This is a genomic window from Gordonia crocea (genome assembly GCF_009932435.1).
GTDB classification, from domain to species: domain Bacteria; phylum Actinomycetota; class Actinomycetes; order Mycobacteriales; family Mycobacteriaceae; genus Gordonia; species Gordonia crocea.
Map to the genome: position 1 here is coordinate 878640 of NZ_BJOU01000001.1, position 16853 is coordinate 895492.

At 70.0% G+C, this 16853-nt stretch carries 14 protein-coding genes and 2 pseudogenes; 9 read left to right on the forward strand and 7 right to left on the reverse strand.

Translation table 11 applies throughout. The features are described from left to right. Nucleotides 1-64 precede the first annotated feature (64 nt). Entirely contained in the window at nucleotides 65-2269 is a 2205-nt protein-coding gene (locus nbrcactino_RS04185; RefSeq protein ID WP_161926220.1) for an acyl-CoA dehydrogenase family protein, read from the forward strand. 7 nt (nucleotides 2270-2276) lie between these two features. On the opposite strand, the gene nbrcactino_RS04190 is transcribed toward nbrcactino_RS04185, so the two are convergent. Genes nbrcactino_RS04190 through nbrcactino_RS04200 form a run of 3 tightly spaced genes read right to left on the reverse strand, consistent with a single transcriptional unit; the run spans nucleotide 2277 to nucleotide 4193 of the window. After that, on the reverse strand, nucleotides 2277-2810 hold the full coding sequence (locus nbrcactino_RS04190; RefSeq protein ID WP_161926221.1) for a hypothetical protein: 534 nt from the start codon (nucleotides 2808-2810) through the stop codon (nucleotides 2277-2279). Then, complete coding sequence (locus tag nbrcactino_RS04195) at nucleotides 2807-3694, reverse strand: alpha/beta fold hydrolase (RefSeq protein WP_161926222.1); 888 nt, start codon at nucleotides 3692-3694, stop codon at nucleotides 2807-2809. Before nbrcactino_RS04195 ends, nbrcactino_RS04190 begins: the two co-directional genes overlap by 4 nt. Beyond that, nucleotides 3687-4193 carry a DoxX family protein gene (locus nbrcactino_RS04200; RefSeq protein WP_161926223.1) on the reverse strand — a complete coding sequence of 169 codons (507 nt, stop codon included), beginning with the start codon at nucleotides 4191-4193 and terminating at the stop codon, nucleotides 3687-3689. The genes nbrcactino_RS04195 and nbrcactino_RS04200 overlap by 8 nt, the downstream gene beginning before the upstream one ends. 193 nt (nucleotides 4194-4386) lie before the next feature. On the opposite strand from nbrcactino_RS04200, the pseudogene nbrcactino_RS18100 reads away from it, so the two are divergent. From nbrcactino_RS18100 to nbrcactino_RS18330, 8 genes and pseudogenes are all read left to right on the forward strand, one after another. Continuing rightward, nucleotides 4387-5328 (forward strand): annotated as a pseudogene (locus nbrcactino_RS18100) (acyl-CoA dehydrogenase family protein); the annotation flags it as partial. A 117-nt stretch (nucleotides 5329-5445) separates the two neighbouring features. Next, nucleotides 5446-6612: an acyl-CoA dehydrogenase family protein gene (locus nbrcactino_RS18105; RefSeq protein WP_228460813.1), complete on the forward strand. Its 1167-nt coding sequence runs from the start codon at nucleotides 5446-5448 to the stop codon at nucleotides 6610-6612. Nucleotides 6613-6622: 10 nt separating this feature from the next. After that, nucleotides 6623-7648, forward strand: a pseudogene (locus nbrcactino_RS04210) (bifunctional MaoC family dehydratase N-terminal/OB-fold nucleic acid binding domain-containing protein); the annotation flags it as partial. Between the two features lie 449 nt (nucleotides 7649-8097). Further along, nucleotides 8098-9270 carry a lipid-transfer protein gene (locus nbrcactino_RS04215; RefSeq protein ID WP_161926226.1) on the forward strand — a complete coding sequence of 391 codons (1173 nt, stop codon included), beginning with the start codon at nucleotides 8098-8100 and terminating at the stop codon, nucleotides 9268-9270. Between the two features lie 43 nt (nucleotides 9271-9313). Then, nucleotides 9314-10936, forward strand: coding sequence for an AMP-binding protein (locus nbrcactino_RS04220; RefSeq protein WP_161926227.1), 1623 nt, complete (start codon nucleotides 9314-9316; stop codon nucleotides 10934-10936). 20 nt (nucleotides 10937-10956) lie between these two features. Next, the gene (locus nbrcactino_RS04225; RefSeq protein WP_161926228.1) at nucleotides 10957-12135 is read left to right on the forward strand and encodes a DUF5005 domain-containing protein; all 1179 of its coding nucleotides are present in this window, start codon (nucleotides 10957-10959) and stop codon (nucleotides 12133-12135) included. An 80-nt stretch (nucleotides 12136-12215) separates the two neighbouring features. Further along, on the forward strand, nucleotides 12216-12656 hold the full coding sequence (locus tag nbrcactino_RS04230; RefSeq protein ID WP_161926229.1) for a hypothetical protein: 441 nt from the start codon (nucleotides 12216-12218) through the stop codon (nucleotides 12654-12656). Next, the gene (locus nbrcactino_RS18330; RefSeq protein ID WP_267130393.1) at nucleotides 12634-12759 is read left to right on the forward strand and encodes a hypothetical protein; all 126 of its coding nucleotides are present in this window, start codon (nucleotides 12634-12636) and stop codon (nucleotides 12757-12759) included. The genes nbrcactino_RS04230 and nbrcactino_RS18330 overlap by 23 nt, the downstream gene beginning before the upstream one ends. Nucleotides 12760-12768: 9 nt before the next feature. Here nbrcactino_RS18330 and nbrcactino_RS04235 read toward each other — a convergent pair whose 3' ends face one another. Genes nbrcactino_RS04235 through kstD form a run of 4 tightly spaced genes read right to left on the reverse strand, consistent with a single transcriptional unit; the run spans nucleotide 12769 to nucleotide 16688 of the window. Next, nucleotides 12769-13194 (reverse strand): DUF6918 family protein, encoded by a 426-nt coding sequence (locus nbrcactino_RS04235; protein ID WP_161926230.1) that lies wholly within the window; start codon nucleotides 13192-13194, stop codon nucleotides 12769-12771. Nucleotide 13195: 1 nt separating this feature from the next. Then, nucleotides 13196-14095: an alpha/beta fold hydrolase gene (locus tag nbrcactino_RS04240; protein ID WP_161926231.1), complete on the reverse strand. Its 900-nt coding sequence runs from the start codon at nucleotides 14093-14095 to the stop codon at nucleotides 13196-13198. Then, complete coding sequence (gene chsH3, locus nbrcactino_RS04245; RefSeq protein ID WP_161926232.1) at nucleotides 14092-14964, reverse strand: enoyl-CoA hydratase ChsH3; 873 nt, start codon at nucleotides 14962-14964, stop codon at nucleotides 14092-14094. Before chsH3 ends, nbrcactino_RS04240 begins: the two co-directional genes overlap by 4 nt. Continuing rightward, a complete protein-coding gene (gene kstD / locus nbrcactino_RS04250; RefSeq protein WP_161926233.1) occupies nucleotides 14964-16688 on the reverse strand; it encodes a 3-oxosteroid 1-dehydrogenase in 1725 nt (574 codons plus the stop codon). The genes chsH3 and kstD overlap by 1 nt, the downstream gene beginning before the upstream one ends. Nucleotides 16689-16853: the final 165 nt, after the last annotated feature.

Below are 16853 nucleotides of genomic sequence, written 5' to 3' on the forward strand. Positions count from 1 at the left end.
GCCACATGGCATATTAGAACAGGTTCTAGTTGCCGTTTTCAATTTCGACATGCAGGGGAATGCAGTGACAATCGCCACGTCAGCCGAACAAATCGCGGTTTGTGAGGCCATCGCCGACTGGGCTGCCGCCCGCGAGACGACGGCCATCGTGCGATCGGAGATCGATGACCGGTCCGACGGCTGGCGGGCGTTGTGGCGCGAACTCGCCGACCTGGGCGTGTTTGCGGCCGCCGCCGACGAGCAGCGCGGCGGTCTGGGGGCGCCCTTCGCCGACGCCGCGGCCATGGTCGCCGAGTGCGGGCGGCGTCTCGTTCCCGGTCCGATCGTGTCCACCGTGGCGGCTGCGATCGCGGTCTCGCGCACCGACGGCGACGCCGCTGCCGCCCATGTCGAGGCGATCCTCGACGGCACGATGCCGGTGGTCGCACCGGCCGATCACATCGCCTTCGGGCGCGATCTGCCCCCGGTGAATCCCGCGGGCCGAATCGAGCTGGGCCTCGTGTCCGGGTGGGTTCCCGAAGCCGCCCTGCTGGTCAACCTCATCCTCCCCGCGCGGGGGACGCGGTGGTACCTGGTCCCGCCGAGCGCGGCGACGGTCGACGTCACTCCCGTCGACGGGATCGACGGCATCGCGTCGTCCTCGCGGATCGCACTGTCGGGCCTCGACCTCGACGCGGCCGTCGAACTGCCCCGCTCCGCCCGCGCCGCGGCCATCCTGTCCGCCGCGAACACCGCGTATCAGAGCGGGGTGGCGAAGTGGTGCCTGGACACCGCGGTCGACTACGCCAAGGTGCGCACCCAGTTCGACGCGCCGATCGGCTCCTTCCAGGCGATCAAGCACATCCTCGCCGACATGCTGTGCCGCTCTGAGCAGCTCAGCGCCGCCGCCTGGGACCAGGCCGGGGCGGTCGACGATCTGCTGGGCGGCCGGGCCGACGACTTCGACCTGGGCACCCAGGCGGGGCTGGCCACCATGGCCGGCAACGCGCTCGCCGCCGACCTGCCCCTGGCCAACGCGAAGGACTGCATCCAGGTCCTCGGCGGCATCGGCTTCACCTTTGAGCACGACGCCCACCTCTACCTGCGTTCGGCGCTGGCGGCGCGCGCCGCCCTCGACGACGGCCGGTCCGACCGGGTCCAACTCGGCCAGTCGGCCATCGACGGTCAGCGCCGACGGTTCTCGGTGGACCTGTCCGATGTCGAGGACCAGCGCACCGCGGTGCGTGCGACGGTCGAGCAGATCGCCGCCGCCCCCGAGGAGAAGCGACGCGGAGAACTCGCCCGTACCGGATATCTGGCCCCGCACTGGCCGGCACCCCACGGCCTCGGTGCGACGCCGGCGCTGCAACTGTTGATCGACGGCGAACTCGACGCGGCCGGGGTCCACCGCCCCGACCTGGTCATCGCCGGCTGGGCCATCCCCACGATCCTCGAGCACGGCACCGATGCGCAGCGGGAGCGCTTCGTCGGGCCCACGCTGGCCGGCGACATCGTGTGGTGCCAGCTGTTCTCCGAGCCGGAGGCCGGCTCCGACCTCGCCTCGCTGCGGACCAAGGCGGTCCGTGGCACCGGACCCGACGGGCAGGAGGGGTGGCGGCTCACCGGCCAGAAGATCTGGACCAGTCAGGCGCACAACGCCCAGTGGGCGGTGTGTCTGGCGCGCACCGATTCCGAGGTGCCCAAGCACAAGGGCATCACCTACTTCCTCGTCGACATGGCATCGGCGGGCATCGACATCCGGCCGCTGCGCGAGCTGACCGGCCGTGCCATGTTCAACGAGGTCTTCCTCGACGACGTGTTCGTCCCCGACGAGCTGGTCGTCGGCGAGGTGAACAACGGCTGGCGCCTGGCGCGGACCACGTTGGCCAACGAACGGGTCGCGATGGGCGGTTCGAGCCTGGGCAAGGAGATGGATGCGCTGCTGCGCCAGATCGCCTCGTCGAAACGGTCCCTGAACGACGGGGAGTTGGCGGAGTTGGGTGGGTTGGTCGCCGAGGCGCACAACGGGCGCACCCTCGACGCGCGTGCGGTGCAGGCGCGCCTGTCCGGGCACGATCCCGGCGCGGCGTCGAGCGTGCGCAAGCTGATCGGCGTCACCCACCGCCAGTCGGTGCCCGACTTCGCGCTGCGATTGCTCGGCGTCGAAGGGCTGGTCGACGGTGAGGCCGCCGAGCTGTTCCTGCTCAACCGGTGCCTGTCGATCGCGGGCGGGACGACGCAGATCCTCAAGACCGCCGCTGCCGAGCGGATCCTCGGCATGCCCCGCTAGCGCGCTTCTAGGGTGCGCCGGTGAAGCCGGTGGCCCAGGGAAGAGAGGCGACGACGACCACGACCGGACGGGTGCGGTCGACGTAGACCACGCAGTTCCAGCCGTAGGTCGTTCCCAGCGTCGAGCGCCCGACGATGAACGGCCCCGGCGGCACCTCCACCTGGAGGGCGGGCGCCAGTTCCGGGGTCGCTGGCGGCGGGGGCTGCGAACTGTCCGGATCCGGCTCGCCCACCTCGGTGCGCAGCCGGGCGGCCACCGCCGGATCGACGGTGACGACGGCATCGAGCCTCGTCGACGACGGCCCGGGCAGATCGATGCGTTCCTTCGACGGCGTCGAGGGGGAGCCCTTCGACCACGAGGCCGCAACCGGCTTGCCCAACGCGGGAAAGTGCTTGAGGAACGGTGAGGTGTCATGCGCCACCGCACCCCAGGCGGTTGTCGTGGTGGGGGACGGCTCTGGATTCGGATTGTCGAACGTGCAGCCGCCGATGACGGCGGAGGCACACACCAGTGCCGCGGCACCGGAGGCCCGCCACCTCATGCGTCGACTTCGGCGAACACATCCAGCCGCGACCGGATGCGACGGTCGAGGAAGTCGGCGAGGACGTCTTCGAAGACGGCATTGTCGTCGCCGGCCACCATGTGATGGGCGCCGCCGACGCTGGCGAACTCGGCGTGGGGCACCACGCGCAGGAAGCGGGCGGAGTCCTCGACGCTGATGACGTCGGATTCGCCGCCGCGCACCAACAAGGTCGGTATCCGCAGCGAGGCGGCCGCGGCACCCAGGTGGACCGGGTCGAGGATCCGGTTGCGCTGCACCGCGTCGTCGGAGACGCCGCGCAGAAACGCCGGGTCCCAGTGCCAGTACCAGCGGCCGTCACGCTCCCGGAGGTTTTTGCGCAACCCGTCGAGGTTCGCCGGCCGTTTGCGGTGCGGTTGGTAGGCGGCGATGGTGTCGGCGGCTTCCTCCAACGACGCGAAGCCGGTCTCGGCGTTCGCGGCCATGAACTCCCGCACCCGATCGGTGCCGGTCCGCTGGACAAAGGGGGAGACGTCGACGAGCACCAGGCCGAGGCCGAGTTCCACATCGCCGCCCAGCGCGGATAGCGCCGCGTTGCCGCCCAGGGACGCCCCGACGAGAACGGGTGGGCGGCCGAGGAAGTCGGCGATGGCGACGACGTCGGCGGCGAATTGCGGGAGGTCGTAGACGCCATCCGGCGACCAGCCGCTGTCCCCGTGGCCGCGCAGGTCGACGGTGAGGGTTTGCCAGCCCTCCCCGGCGAGGTCGCGAGCCGAGCTCGCCCACGAGTGACGGGTCTGCCCGCCACCGTGCAGGAACACCACCGGTGCGCCGTTGGGATCGCCGTAGCGGTCCCCGGCCAGCGTGATGGCACCGGCGGGGATGGCGACCGTTTCGCTATTCATCAGTCGCCGGCCGGTAGAAGACGACGAGCTGCGCGGCAGCGCCGACGATGCCGACGCCGGCGACGATCAGTGCGGTCCATCCGGAGCCGGTGGCCCGCAGGACGCCCCAATCGATGAGGTGGTCGATCGAGTAGCGGCCCGGACCGGTGACGGCCACGCTGAACGCGACGACCGCGAGGATCAGGTTGTACTCCCACCCGTTGGCGGTGATGAAGAAGTTCCCGCGGTGCGAGGTCCAGGCCGCGACGATCATCACCGCGATGACTGCCGCCGCTGCGAGCGGGGTCAGCAGGCCGAGCGCCAGGAGCACCCCGGCGCCGAGTTCGCTGAGGGCGGCGGCATAGGCGTGCAGGCGGCCGGGCCGCATCCCCATCGAGTCGAACCAGCGTGCCGTACCGGCGATGCGGCCGCCGCGGAACAGCTTCTGGAAGCCGTGTGCGGCGAAGGTCAGCCCGGTGACGACGCGGAGGATGAGCAGGCCGGTGTCGAGCGCGGTCATCAGTTCTCTTTCCTGCAGTGGGTGTCGGCCATCCCATTGAATCACCGCCAACGCGAGACCCCCTCACATCGAAATAGAACCTGTTCTAGTATTGGTGGTGTCGACCCACTACATTGGGTTCGAACAGGTTCTCATTCCAGGAGAGGCGACGGTGGACTTCAGTCTCGACGCGGCAGCGGTCGCAGTGGCAGATGTGGCGCAGGAGGTCTTCACCCGGACGTCCTCGGATCCGGCGCAGCGCTTCGCCGACGCCGACGGTTTCGACCGCCCGACGTGGCAGGCCGTCGTGGACGCCGGGCTGCTGGCGCTGCCCCTGCCCGAGGCGGCGGGCGGTGATGACCTCGCCGCGACCGCGGTGCTGCCGCTGCTGCGCCGGATGGGCCGGGCCGCCGCGGTCACCCCCGCATTGGGCACGCTGGCCGCGACCCTGGCACTCGGCGGTCACGCCGACCAGGCGCCGCGACTGGCCCCGGTGGCCGACGGGGCCTGGCTGGCGGTCGCCGCACGGGAAGCGGGATCGGGTCTCCTCGACGCGCCGTCGACGAAGCTGACCGACGGCACGCTCACCGGCACCAAGACCGGCGTGCTGTGCGCCGCGGGCGCGCAGGCCTTCCTGGTCACCGCGCGCCGCGACGACGGGACGCCACTGGTGGCCTGGGTGGCCGCGGATGCCGACGGCGTTGACATCGAGCGCACCACCACCTCCAGCGGCTGGAGCGAGGCGACCGTTGTCTTCACCGGCGTCGCCGTCGCCGACGACGACATCCTCCCGATCACCCCGGATGCACTACTCGACTACTACCGCTTCGCGCTGAACGCCTACGCCGACGGCCTCGTCGACGGCGCCACGGCGATGACCGCCACCCACGTCAGCACCCGTCACCAGTTCGGCAAGCCGATCGCACTGTTCCAGGCCGTCGGGCAGCAGCTGGCCGACATCTACGTCATCGGCCGGTCGCTGAACCTCACCACGACGGCCGCCGCGTGGCGGTTGGCCAACGGTCTCGACGCCGGAGTCGACATCGCCATCGGGTCCTACTGGGTCGCTGCCGAGGTACCCGCGACGATGCGCACCATGACCCACCTGCACGGCGGGATCGGCGTCGACGTCACCTACCCGCTGCACCGCTACTTCTCCCTCGCCAAGGATCTGGCCCGCCTGGTCGGCGGGTCCGGCACCCTCGACGAGCTGGCCGATGCCCTCGACCGCCCCGCCGGGCAGCCCGACGGCGAAGCCCAGCCCGACGGCGAGATGTTCATCGACCTCACCCCGGCGCAGCGCCGGCTGAAGGACGAGGTCCGCGCCTACTTCGACACCCTGGTCAGCCCCGACGACGAGCAGACCCTGCTGACCGAGCGGCACGGCGCGACGCTGCGCAAGGTCGTCAAGCAGATGGGTTCGGACGGCTGGCTCGGCGTCGGCTGGCCCACCGCGTTCGGCGGCAAGGGCTTCGGCGACATCGAACAGCAGATCTTCACCAATGAGGCGGTCCGCGCCGACGTCCCGCTGCCGTCGGTCACCCTGCAGACGGTCGGACCGACCCTGCAGGTCCACGGCACCGAGGAACAGAAGGCCAAGTTCCTGCCCGCGATCCTCGCCGGCGACGTCCATTTCGCGATCGGCTACACCGAGCCCGACGCGGGAACCGACCTCGCCTCGCTGACGACCACGGCCGTGCGCGAGGGCGACCACTACGTGGTCAACGGGCAAAAGATCTTCACCACCGGCGGCCACGACGCCGACTACGTGTGGTTGGCGGTTCGCACCGACCCTGCTGCGCCCAAGCACAAGGGGATTTCGATCCTCATCGTCGACACCACCGATCCCGGCTACACCTGGACGCCGATCATCACCGCCGACGGGGCGCACCACGTCAACGCCACCTACTACACCGACGTCAAGGTGCCGGTCGCCATGCGCGTCGGCGAGGAGGGCGACGGCTGGAAACTCATCACCACGCAGCTCAACCACGAGCGCGTCATGCTCGGCCCGGCCGGGCGGATCGAGGGGGTGGCCGAGCGGCTGGCGCAGTGGACCCGGCGCCCCGGACCCGACGGCGAGCCCGTCGCCGACCGCCCCGACGTCCGGCGCGCACTGGCCCAGATCAGCGCGTACGCGCGGATCAACGAGTTGCTGAACTGGCAGGTCGCGTCCACCGGCGAGGCCATCTCGATGGCCGACGCCGCGGCGACCAAGGTGTTCTCCACCGAACGGATCCAGACGATCATGCGGATCGCCGACGACCTCGTCGGCCGCTACGGCGACTTCGCCGACCCGGCGACGGCGGCGCTGGTCGACTGGCTCGACGTGCAGGCCAAGCGCAACGTCGTCATCACCTTCGGCGGCGGGGTCAACGAAGTCATGCGCGACATGATCGCCACCGCCGGACTCGGCCTGCCCCGGGCGCCGCGGCAATAAGGAAGGCAGCATGAGCACCGTCACCGAAGGCGCCGGCGTCGAGCAGATCCTCACCGCCGCGCAGCAGATCAAGGATGCGGGCGCCAGCGCGCCCAAGACCGGGCGCGACCCGGTCAACGCGCCGATGATCCACAACTGGGTCGAGGCGATGGGCGACGACAACCCCGTCTACGTCGACGAGGAGGCCGCGCTGGCCGCCGGGCACGACGGCGTCGTGGCGCCGCCGGCGATGGCCCAGGTCTGGACGATGCGCGGCCTGCGCGGCGTGCGCACCGACGACGATCCGCTGGGCCGGGCCACCGAGTTGTTCGACGAGGCCGGGTACACCTCCGTCGTCGCGACGAACTGCGACTCGGTGTACCACCGCTACCTGCGCCCGGGGGAGACGGTGACCCTGTCGGCCGAACTCGTCGACGTCGTCGGTCCGAAGCGGACCGCGCTGGGCGAGGGCTGGTTCTTCACCACCCACAACACGTGGCGCGTCGGCGACGAGACCGTCGCCGAGATGGATTTCCGGATTCTGAAGTTCAAGCCTCCGGCGCCGGGACCGCAGCGAGCGGGTCGGGTCGAGTCGGGCACGGCTGTGCCGAAGGCGCCGGTACCCGGTGCGCTCGATCCGGCGAAGCTGATCCGCCCCCAGGCGTCCGGAGACACTGCCTTCTTCTGGGATGGTGTCGCCGCGCACGAGCTGCGCATCCAGAAGCTGCCCAGCGGTGGGCTTCAGCATCCGCCGATCCCGGCGACGTGGACCACCCGCGATGGCGACGGCGTCTACGGCACGACCGACTACGTCGTCGCGTCCGGCCGCGGCACGGTCTACAGCTACGTCGTCCACCACGCCCCGCGGGTGCCCGGCCGCACGCTGCCGTTCGTCGTGGCCCTCGTCGAGTTGGAAGAGGGGGTGCGCATGCTCGGCGAGTTGCGCGGTGTCGACCCCGACGCGGTGTCGATCGGCATGCCCGTCGTCGTCGACTTCCTCGACTTCCCGGCCGACGACCAGAGCCCGGACGGGTGGTCCAACTACGCCTGGGTCCCGGCCGGTATCCCGGCGGCCGACCCACAAGCATCGGTCGACTCCGCCGAGCCGGTGACGGACGCCGCGACATCACTGCCGCCGCTCACCATCGAGGCGACGCCGACGTTCGTCGTCTCGACGGCGCTGGCGACCCGCGACTTCCAGGACGTCCACCACGACCGCGACCTGGCCCAGCAGCGCGGGTCGAAAGACATCTTCGTCAACATCCTCACCGACACCGGCCTGGTCGAGCGGTTCGTCACCGATTGGGCCGGTCCGAGCGCGCGCATCACCTCGATCGCGCTGAAGCTCGGCGTGCCCTGGTACGCGTATGACACGCTGACCTTCACCGGTGAGGTAATCGGACAAAACGGGAACACCGCGACGGTCGCGGTCACCGGGACCAACAGCCTCGGCAAGCACGTCGTCTCGACGGTGACGGTGGAGCTGCCGACCGAAGGAGTGTCACGATGAGCCTCTCCGGCACCGCGGCGATCGCGGGCATCGGCGCCACCGACTTCTCCAAGGACTCCGGGCGCACCGAGCTGCGCCTGGCGGCCGAGGCGGTCACCGCGGCGATCGCCGACGCGGGGCTGGCCCCCGCCGACGTCGACGGCCTGGTCACTTTCACCATGGACACCAACATGGAGGTCGCCGTCGCACGCGCGGCCGGGCTCGGCGATCTGACCTACTTCTCCCGGATCCACTACGGCGGCGGTGCTGCCTGCTCGACCGTGCAACAGGCGGCGATGGCGGTGGCGACCGGTGTGTGCGACGTGGTCGTCGCCTACCGCGCGTTCAACGAGCGGTCGGGCAACCGCTTCGGACAGGTCAGCACGGCGGTGGCCACGCAGGCCACCTCGTCGGGAACCGACAACGCCTTCTCGTATCCCCACGGGCTGTCCACCCCCGCGGCCTTCGTCGCGATGGTCGCCCAGCGCTACATGCACGAATACGGGGCGAGCAGCGAGGACTTCGGCCGGATCGCCGTCGTCGACCGGCGCCACGCCGCGAACAACCCGAACGCCTTCTTCTACGGCAAGCCGATCACCCTGGAAGACCACCAGAACTCGCGCTACATCGCCGAGCCGCTGCACCTGCTCGACTGCTGCCAGGAATCCGACGGCGGCGTCGCCCTCGTGATCGTCTCCGCCGAGCGGGCCAAGGACTTGCCGCACCCGCCGGCGGTGATCGCCGGAGCGGCGTCGGGCAGCGGCCACGACCAATACATCATGACCAGCTATTACCGCGACGAGCTCGCCGGCCTGCCGGAGATGGGCTTGGTCGGCCGACAGCTGTGGGACCAGGCGGGGTTGGCGCCCGAGGACATGGACGCCGCCATCCTCTACGACCACTTCACGCCGTACACCCTGATGCAGCTGGAGGAACTCGGCTTCTGCGGTCGCGGGGAGGCCAAGGATTTCATCGCCGAGCCCGGGGCCCTCGAGGTGGGCGGCCGACTGCCGCTCAACACCCACGGCGGTCAGCTCGGCGAGGCCTACATCCACGGGATGAACGGGATCGCCGAGGCCGTCCGCCAGGTGCGGGGAACCTCGGTCAACCAGGTGCCCGACCTGACCAAGATCGTCGTCACCGCCGGAACCGGCGTGCCCACCAGCGGCCTCGTCCTCACCGCGGACTAGTCAGACCCACAGCCAACGAACATCGACAAGGGAGTCACCACCAATGAAGTTCAACCTCGCCGACGTCTTCGAAACGGTCGCCGACTCGGTCCCCGACCGGATCGTCCTCAGCTATGAGGGCAACCAGACCACCTATGCCGAGATGGACCGGCAGGCCAACCAGGTCGGCCACTTCTTCGCCGCCCAGGGCATCGGCGCCAACGACAAGGTCGCGCTGTTCCTCAAGAACTCGCCCGAGCACGTGCAGAGCCTGCTGGCCACGATCAAACTGCGCGCCGTCCCGGTCAACGTGAACTACCGCTACACCGACGCCGAGCTGGAGTACATCTTCGACAACTCCGACTCGGCCGCCATCGTCGTCGAACTGCCCGAGCACCAGGCCAGCGTGGCGCGCCTGATCGGCAAGCTCCCGCTGGTGCGCGCGGTGTTCGTCGTCGGTGAGATCACCGCCGAACTGCGCGATGCGGTGGCGGCGCTGGCCGACCGCGAGGTCGCCCTCGTCTCCTTCGACGAGGTCGGCGGCTACCCGGTCGAGCGGGACTTCGAGCCGCGCACCGGCGACGAGCTGTACCTGCTCTACACCGGTGGCACCACCGGGTACCCGAAGGGAGTCATGTGGCGCCACGACGACTTCTTCCGCAAGCCGATCTCCGGCGGCAACCCCTACGGTGACCCGCGCAAGGACTACGAGGAGATCGCCGCCGCGGTGAAGGACTTCCCGTCCATCGCCTTCCTGCTCGCCGCACCGCTCATGCACGGTGCGGCGTCGTATTCGCTGTTCACCTTCCTCTCGCTGGGTGGGCGGCTGATCCTCGAACGCGACTTCAACGCCGAGCAGATCGTCCGCAACATCGAACGCGACCAGACCCAGATCATCCTCATCGTCGGGGATGCCATGGGGCTGCCGCTCGTCGAGCAGATGGAAAAGCTGAAGGACTCGGTCGACCTGTCGTCGCTGTTCTCCATCGCCTCTGGCGGGGCCATCTGGAGCCAGCACGTGCGCGACCGGCTGGTGGCCGTCAAGGAGGGTCTGCTGCTGCGCGACAACTTCGGCGCGTCGGAGTCGGGCAACGACGGCGAGATCATGATGGACGAGAACGGCAACCTCAAGGTGCCGCCGAGCGACCGGATGATGGTCGTCGACGAGCGCAACCGGAAGATCACCACGCCCGGGGAGGTCGGCTACATCGCGCGCATCGGCAACATCCCGCTCGGCTACTACAAGGACGAGGAGAAGACCGCGCGCACCTTCCCGGTGATGGCCGACGGCACGCGCATCTCGGTGCTCGGCGACATGGGCTACGTCGAGGAGGACGGCTCGATCGTGTTCCTGGGCCGCGGCTCGCAGTGCATCAATACCGGCGGTGAGAAGGTCTACGCCGAAGAGGTCGAGGCCGTGCTGCACGCCCACCCGGCCATCGCCGACGCCCTGGTGGTGCCGGTCCCCGACGCCAAGTACGGCCAGCGCGTCGCGGCGGTCGCCCGCGTCGCCGACGGGCACGACGAGCCGTCGCTGGAGGATGTGCAGGAGCACTGCCGGAGCCAGCTCGCCGGGTACAAGGTGCCGCGCACCGTCGTGTTCGTCGACGAGGTCCGCCGCACGCCGGCCGGCAAGGCCGACTACAAGTGGGCCAAATCGGCGGCAGAAGCGACTGTCTCCGCCTGACCGATCTACGATTGGCCGCCATGGGTAGGCGGTGGCTGCGGGTGGCGGTCGTCCTCGTCGTCGTCGCCGCGCTGGTGGGGATGCCGTGGGCGGCCGGGACGCTGTCGCCGGTCGGCCCGGTGTGGCCGCGGGTGCTGTCGGCGCAGCCGTTGGGATGCCTCAACGCCGCCATCGACCGGTTCGGCAACGCGGGTGCCGGGTGGAGCGGCGGGGACTCGACGTGGACGACGGCGCTCCCGGACGAGCGCGAACTGTTCGCCTTCTCCGACACCTTCCTGTCCTCGGCCGCGGGCGCGCAGCGGTCGGCGGATGCGCCGTTCGTGCACAACTCCTTCGTCGTGCGCGACGCGCGCGGCGGGCTGCGGACGGTGGTCGGTGGAACCCCGGGGGCGCCGGCTTCGCTGCTCTCGCCGACCGACGCCGACAGCTGGTATTGGCTCGGTGCGGCCACCTATCTCGGCGGCTCGCTCCAGGTGCCGCTGGGGAAGTGGCGCACCACCGGTCCGGGGCCGTTCGACTGGGGGTTCCGCGGCTCGTCGGTGGCCCGGTTCGATCCCGACGACCTCTCCCGTCCGACCTCGATCACGCCGCTGCACGACACCCGCGGCATCCAGTGGGGGCAGTGGGTCGCCCCCGCGCGGGACCACACCTACCTCTATGGGGTGGAAGGTGCCGGCGCGCACAAACGGTTGCACGTGGCGCGGGTGGACGGAGCCGATCTGCGGGCACCGTTGTCCTACTTCGACGGGACCGGCTGGCGCCCGGCCGGACCGGACGGGCGGGGCACGTCGGTACCGGTCGCGCAGGACGTGTCGGCCGAACTGTCGGTGCACGCGGTGCGGCCCGGGGTCTACCTCCTCGTCACCACCGAGGGTGGCCCGGGACTGTCCGACCGCATCGTCGGGCGGTATGGGTCGTCGCCGACGGGCCCGTTTGGCGCCCCCCGGCTGCTGTACCGGACTCCGGAGACCGGGGCGTCCGGTCGGTACCGCGACCCCGACGTCTACACCTACAACGCGCACGCCCATCCGGAGTTCTCGACCTCGAACGAGGTGGTCGTCTCTTACAACGTCAACAGTCTCGACACCGCGGTCGGCGGCGACGTTTACCGCGACCCGACGATCTACCGCCCGCGGTTCATCACCGTCCGTCTCGACGGCCCGCGGTCGGGCCCGCCCGAGCGGCCCGCCTGCCGTTAGGGCTCGCTTTGCGCCCGCGAGAGGAAAACCCCACTCGGCCATTCCCGTTCGAGGGCACTCGGCTTAAGCTCATGGGCACTATGACCAAGAAACTGAGCTCCATCGCCCTGGCCGTTGCGACGACGGGTGCCGCCCTGGTGGGTACCGGCGTCGCCGCCCCGGATGCCGCCGCCCAGATCGCCGGCGGAGAATACGTCTACACTGCGGTCACCAAGACGCCGTACGGCAGCGTCCCCGCCTCGCAGGACGCGACGGTCCGTGGCAACAAGCTGGTGTCGCACAGTCCGACCGGACCGGTGGTGTTCACCATCACGCCGACCGCGACGGGTGGGAAATTCCGCCTGCGCGACAACGTCTTCAACGATTCGGGTATTTCGCGACACGGGCCCACAGTGCGTGAACCTGAGAATGAACTGTGTCACATTAGTCACTGGAGCAACAAGTTCCTGGTCGGAGCTCCGATAGTCCAGAGGCCGGGACGACGGAAAGTAGGCAGTCATGGCTACCAGAGAAGTCACTGACTCCGATGCGGTCCGAGTGCGGATGTGGCGCGTGCTCTCGATGTTGTCGGCGTTGATCGCCGTCATCGTGGGGCTCGTCGTCATCACGATCTCCGCAGTCTGACCGGCACGACTAGACGTTCTGCTCGATCGCGTCCCCGACGCGGGGCAGGGCGGCGAGGACGTACCCCTTCGCCTTTCCGCGCAGGGAGTTGTAGGCCTTCGCCAATGCGGGCTTGGCGTCCGATGCCTGGGCATCGGTCACCGCGAGCAACGCTTCTGCCGCCTGGTCGCCGTTGGCGGCCAGATGGGCGCCGAAGCCCGTCCCGGCGGGCTTGCTGTCCCACAGTGGGGACAGGGCGGTGAGGAAGTCGTCGAGCATGGCGTTGGTCGCGTTGCGCACCACGCCCGGCTTCACCTTTTGCGCGGCGGCGTAGGCGGCCTTGACCGCGGCCCCCGAGATTCCCGACTGGTCGGCGACCTCGGCGTCGATCACCGACACCAGGTCGTCGACGGTCTTGTTCCGGTTGGCGCCGAGGGCCGAGTCAAAGTTCCCCATGTCACTCCTGTCGATCGCCGAGCACGTCGCGGAGCTCGGCGAGTAGTTCTAGCGGACGGTCGAGCATGACGTGGTGTCCCGCGCCGGCCAGGGTGACCAGCGTGGCGGTGCCGTCGCTGCGCGAGTCGTGCAGTGCCTGCGCGCGCGACGGATCCATGACACCGTGCTCGGCTCGAACGATAGCCAGGGTGCACGTCGGCGGCGGCACCGGGGTGGGATCGGTCAAAAGGGTCGGGAAGCTGCGGTCGAACTTCCACCGCCACCCCTTCTCGTCGCGGGTCACCGACCCGGCGGCGACATGGTCGCGGATATAGGGGAGTGTCTCCTGTTCGGGCAGCAGCCGGTAGCGGGCCAGCGCCTCGTCGCGGGTGGCGTAGCGGCGCGGTTCGCGGGGGATCATCGTGTCGGTGGGGGCGCCGTGCTCCATCATCCGGGCGATGTCGGCGGCGTCGAAGAGTTCCGAATCCACGATCACCACGTCGGTGACCACCTCCGGGTGGCGCACCGCGGCGCGCATCGCGACGATGCCGCCCATGCTGTGCCCGACGACGACGAGGTCGTCGACGATGCCGACCGCCGCCGCGACGGCGACGAGTTCGTCGGCCCATCGGTCATAGGTGTAGCCCTCGCGCCATTCGCTGTCCCCGTGCCCGGACAGGTCGAAGGCGACGACCCGGTGCGTCCGGGCCAACTGCGGCCCGATGTGGTCCCACCACCCGGCGTGGGCCGCGCCGCCGTGGACGAGCACGATCCCGCGGGGGTCGCCGTCGCCCTCCCGCCGGTCCCACACCCGGTAGGCGATCTCGGCGTCGTCGACGACGAGGGTGCCGTGGGTGGGCCGGGTGTCGAGGGCCTCGGCGAACCACGCCGGTACGGCCGGGTTCGTCTCCGTCGCGGTCATCGCCGCCGCTGCCGGTTGACCGCGCAGACGACGTTGGCCAGCGCCGGGGCACCGCGTTCGGCCACCGTCGCGGTGGCCAACAGTCGGTCCCCGGTGTCCCACACGTCGACGACGAGGGTCTCGCCGGGCAGCACGATGCCGGCAAAGGAGGCGGAGAAGTCGGCCAACGCGGTGACGTCGCCGCCGAGCAATTCGTCGACGATGGCGCGCGCGACGCTGCCGTAGGAGCACAACCCGTGCAGGATCGGCCGGTCGAACCCGGCGCGCTGGGCGAAGGCCGGATCGGAGTGCAGCGGATTGCGGTCGCCGCACAGCCGGTAGAGCAGGGCCTGGTTCGGCCGGGTCGCCACCTCGATGCGGTGATCGGCGGTCCGGTCGGGGAACTCCACGCGCGACGAGGCGCCACGGTCGCCGCCGAATCCGCCCTCGCCCTTGGCGAAGATGGCCGAGCGGGCGGTCCACAGCGGGTCGCCGCTCTCGTCGACGGTGACCGACTCCTGCACGATCACCGCGGCCGAGCCCTTGTCCTGCAGTTCGGCGATCGTCGTGCGGGTCGTCGCGGTCCCGGCGGCGGGCAGCGCCCGGTGCGCGGTGACCTGCTGGCTGCCGTGCACCACCTTGGCCAGGTCGATGTCGATGCCGGGGAAGCTGACCTTCGGCGGCTCGGTCGCGTGGAAGCTCGCGGCGACGGTGGCGAAGGTCGGCAGCACCTTTGGGGCCGCGTCGTCGACGTAGGCGAGTCCGGCGGTGTCCATCGGGTCGGCCGCGGCACCTACCGCGAGGTGGTACAGCGCGACGTCGGAAGCGGTCCAGCTGAACGTCACCTCGGGCAGTTCGGCGCCGAGTGCGACGGTGGGATCGATGGGCATCAGCTCTCCTTGCCCGCAGTGGCCGGCGAGGCGGCGGCGTCGGCCTTCGCCTTGGCGTCGAGGGCGGCGAGGTAGCCGAAGACCATCGCCGGTCCGATCGTCGCGCCCGGTCCGGCGTAGGTGTGGCCCATCACCGGGGCGCTGGTGTTGCCCGAGGCGTAGAGGCCCTCGATGACCGACCCGTCGGCGCGCAGCGCACGGGCGTGCTCGTCGGTGACGATCCCGCCCTTGGTGCCCAGGTCGCCGGGGACCATTTTGACCGCGAAGAACGGCGCCTTGTCGACCGGGCCGAGGCTCGGGTTCGGCTTGTTGGTGATGTCGCCGTAGTAGTGGTCGTAGCCGCTGTTGCCGCGGCCGAAGTCCTCGTCGACGCCGGCGTGGGCGAAGCCGTTGAACCGGGCGGTCGTCGCCGCGAGCTGCTCGGCGGGCAGCCCGGTCTTCTCGGCGAGCTCGGCGATGGTGCCGGCCTTCACCACGACGCCGGACTCGAGCCAGCGTTTCGGGATCGGCTGCTTGGCCGGCAGGCCGGCGAACAGGTAGCGACTGCGGCAGCGGGAGTCCATGATCAGCCAGGCCGGGACGTTCGCGCCCGGGCCGTCGCCGTGGCCGTAGTCGCCGCCGTACATCTGGTGCACCGCCTCGACGTACGGGAGGGACTCGTTCATGAACCGTTCGCCGCGCTCGTTGACGATGAACGTGCCGGGGACCGACCGCTCCGACAGGGCGAACCAGGGGCCCTTGGGCAGTGGGATCGTCGGGCCCCACCAGGCGTCGTCCATCAGGGCCACGTCGGCGCCGGCCTTGATGCCGGCGTTGATGCCGTCGCCGGTGTTCGTCGGCGCCCCGGTGGTCCACTCGGTGCCGATCGGTGCGCGCTGGTAGCGCTTGCGCATCTCGTCGTTGTGCTCGAAGCCGCCCGACCCGAGGATCACGCCGTAACGGGCGCGGATCTCGCCGCGCTGCCCGTCGGACTCGGTGATGACGCCGGTGACCGCGCCGTTGTCGTCGGTGACCAGGTCGACCAGCGCGGTGTTGAGGCGGATCGGCACCCCGGCCTGGCGCAGGCCGAGCAGCAACTCGGCGGTCAGCGCGGCGCCCATGGCGATGAGTTTCTTGTTGCGGAACTTCGACCAGCTGAACCGCGAGGCGACCTTGGCCATCTTCGCGATGCCGCGCGGGTGGCGCATGCCGATGTTCATCCACCGGTAGTCACTCTGCAGCACGACCATGTTCAGCGGGGCCTTGGTGTACTGCGGGTGCAGCGTCGCCAGGTCGTCGCCGAGGCGCCGCGCGTCGAAGGGCTTGGGCTCGACCGAGCGGCCGCCGAGCCGTCCGCCGGGGGCCTCCGGGTAGTAGTCGGAGTAGTTCTTCACCCACTCCAACTCCAGCGGGGCGTGGGCCATCAGGTAGTCCAGCGCCTCGGGGCCGCGGTCGATGTAGGTGTCGATCTTCGCCGCCGGTGCGTGCTCGCCGATGATGGCGTGGACGTACTCGCGCGCCTTCTCGACGGTGTCGTCGACGCCGTCGCGCTTGAGGACCGAGTTGTTGGGGATCCACACGCCGCCGCCGGAGCGCGACGTGGATCCGCCCCAGTACGGGGACTTCTCGATCAGCACCGTCTTCAGCCCCTGCGTCGCGGCGGTGAGCGCCGCGCTCATGCCTGCGGCGCCGGCGCCGACGACGACGACGTCGTATTCGTTTCCGGCCTCTTCGGGCGTGGTCATAGTAGTCCTCTCCGCGGTCGGTGGGCGCGTGTGTCCCGACCCAGTCAATCTACCCAATAATTAGAACACGTTATAGTATTGGCGGGAACGACGGCTATAGCAGCTAGACCGCTATGCGATGGCCGGTCGAGGTGTAAAAACAGTAACCAGTTCGCACATTGTTAC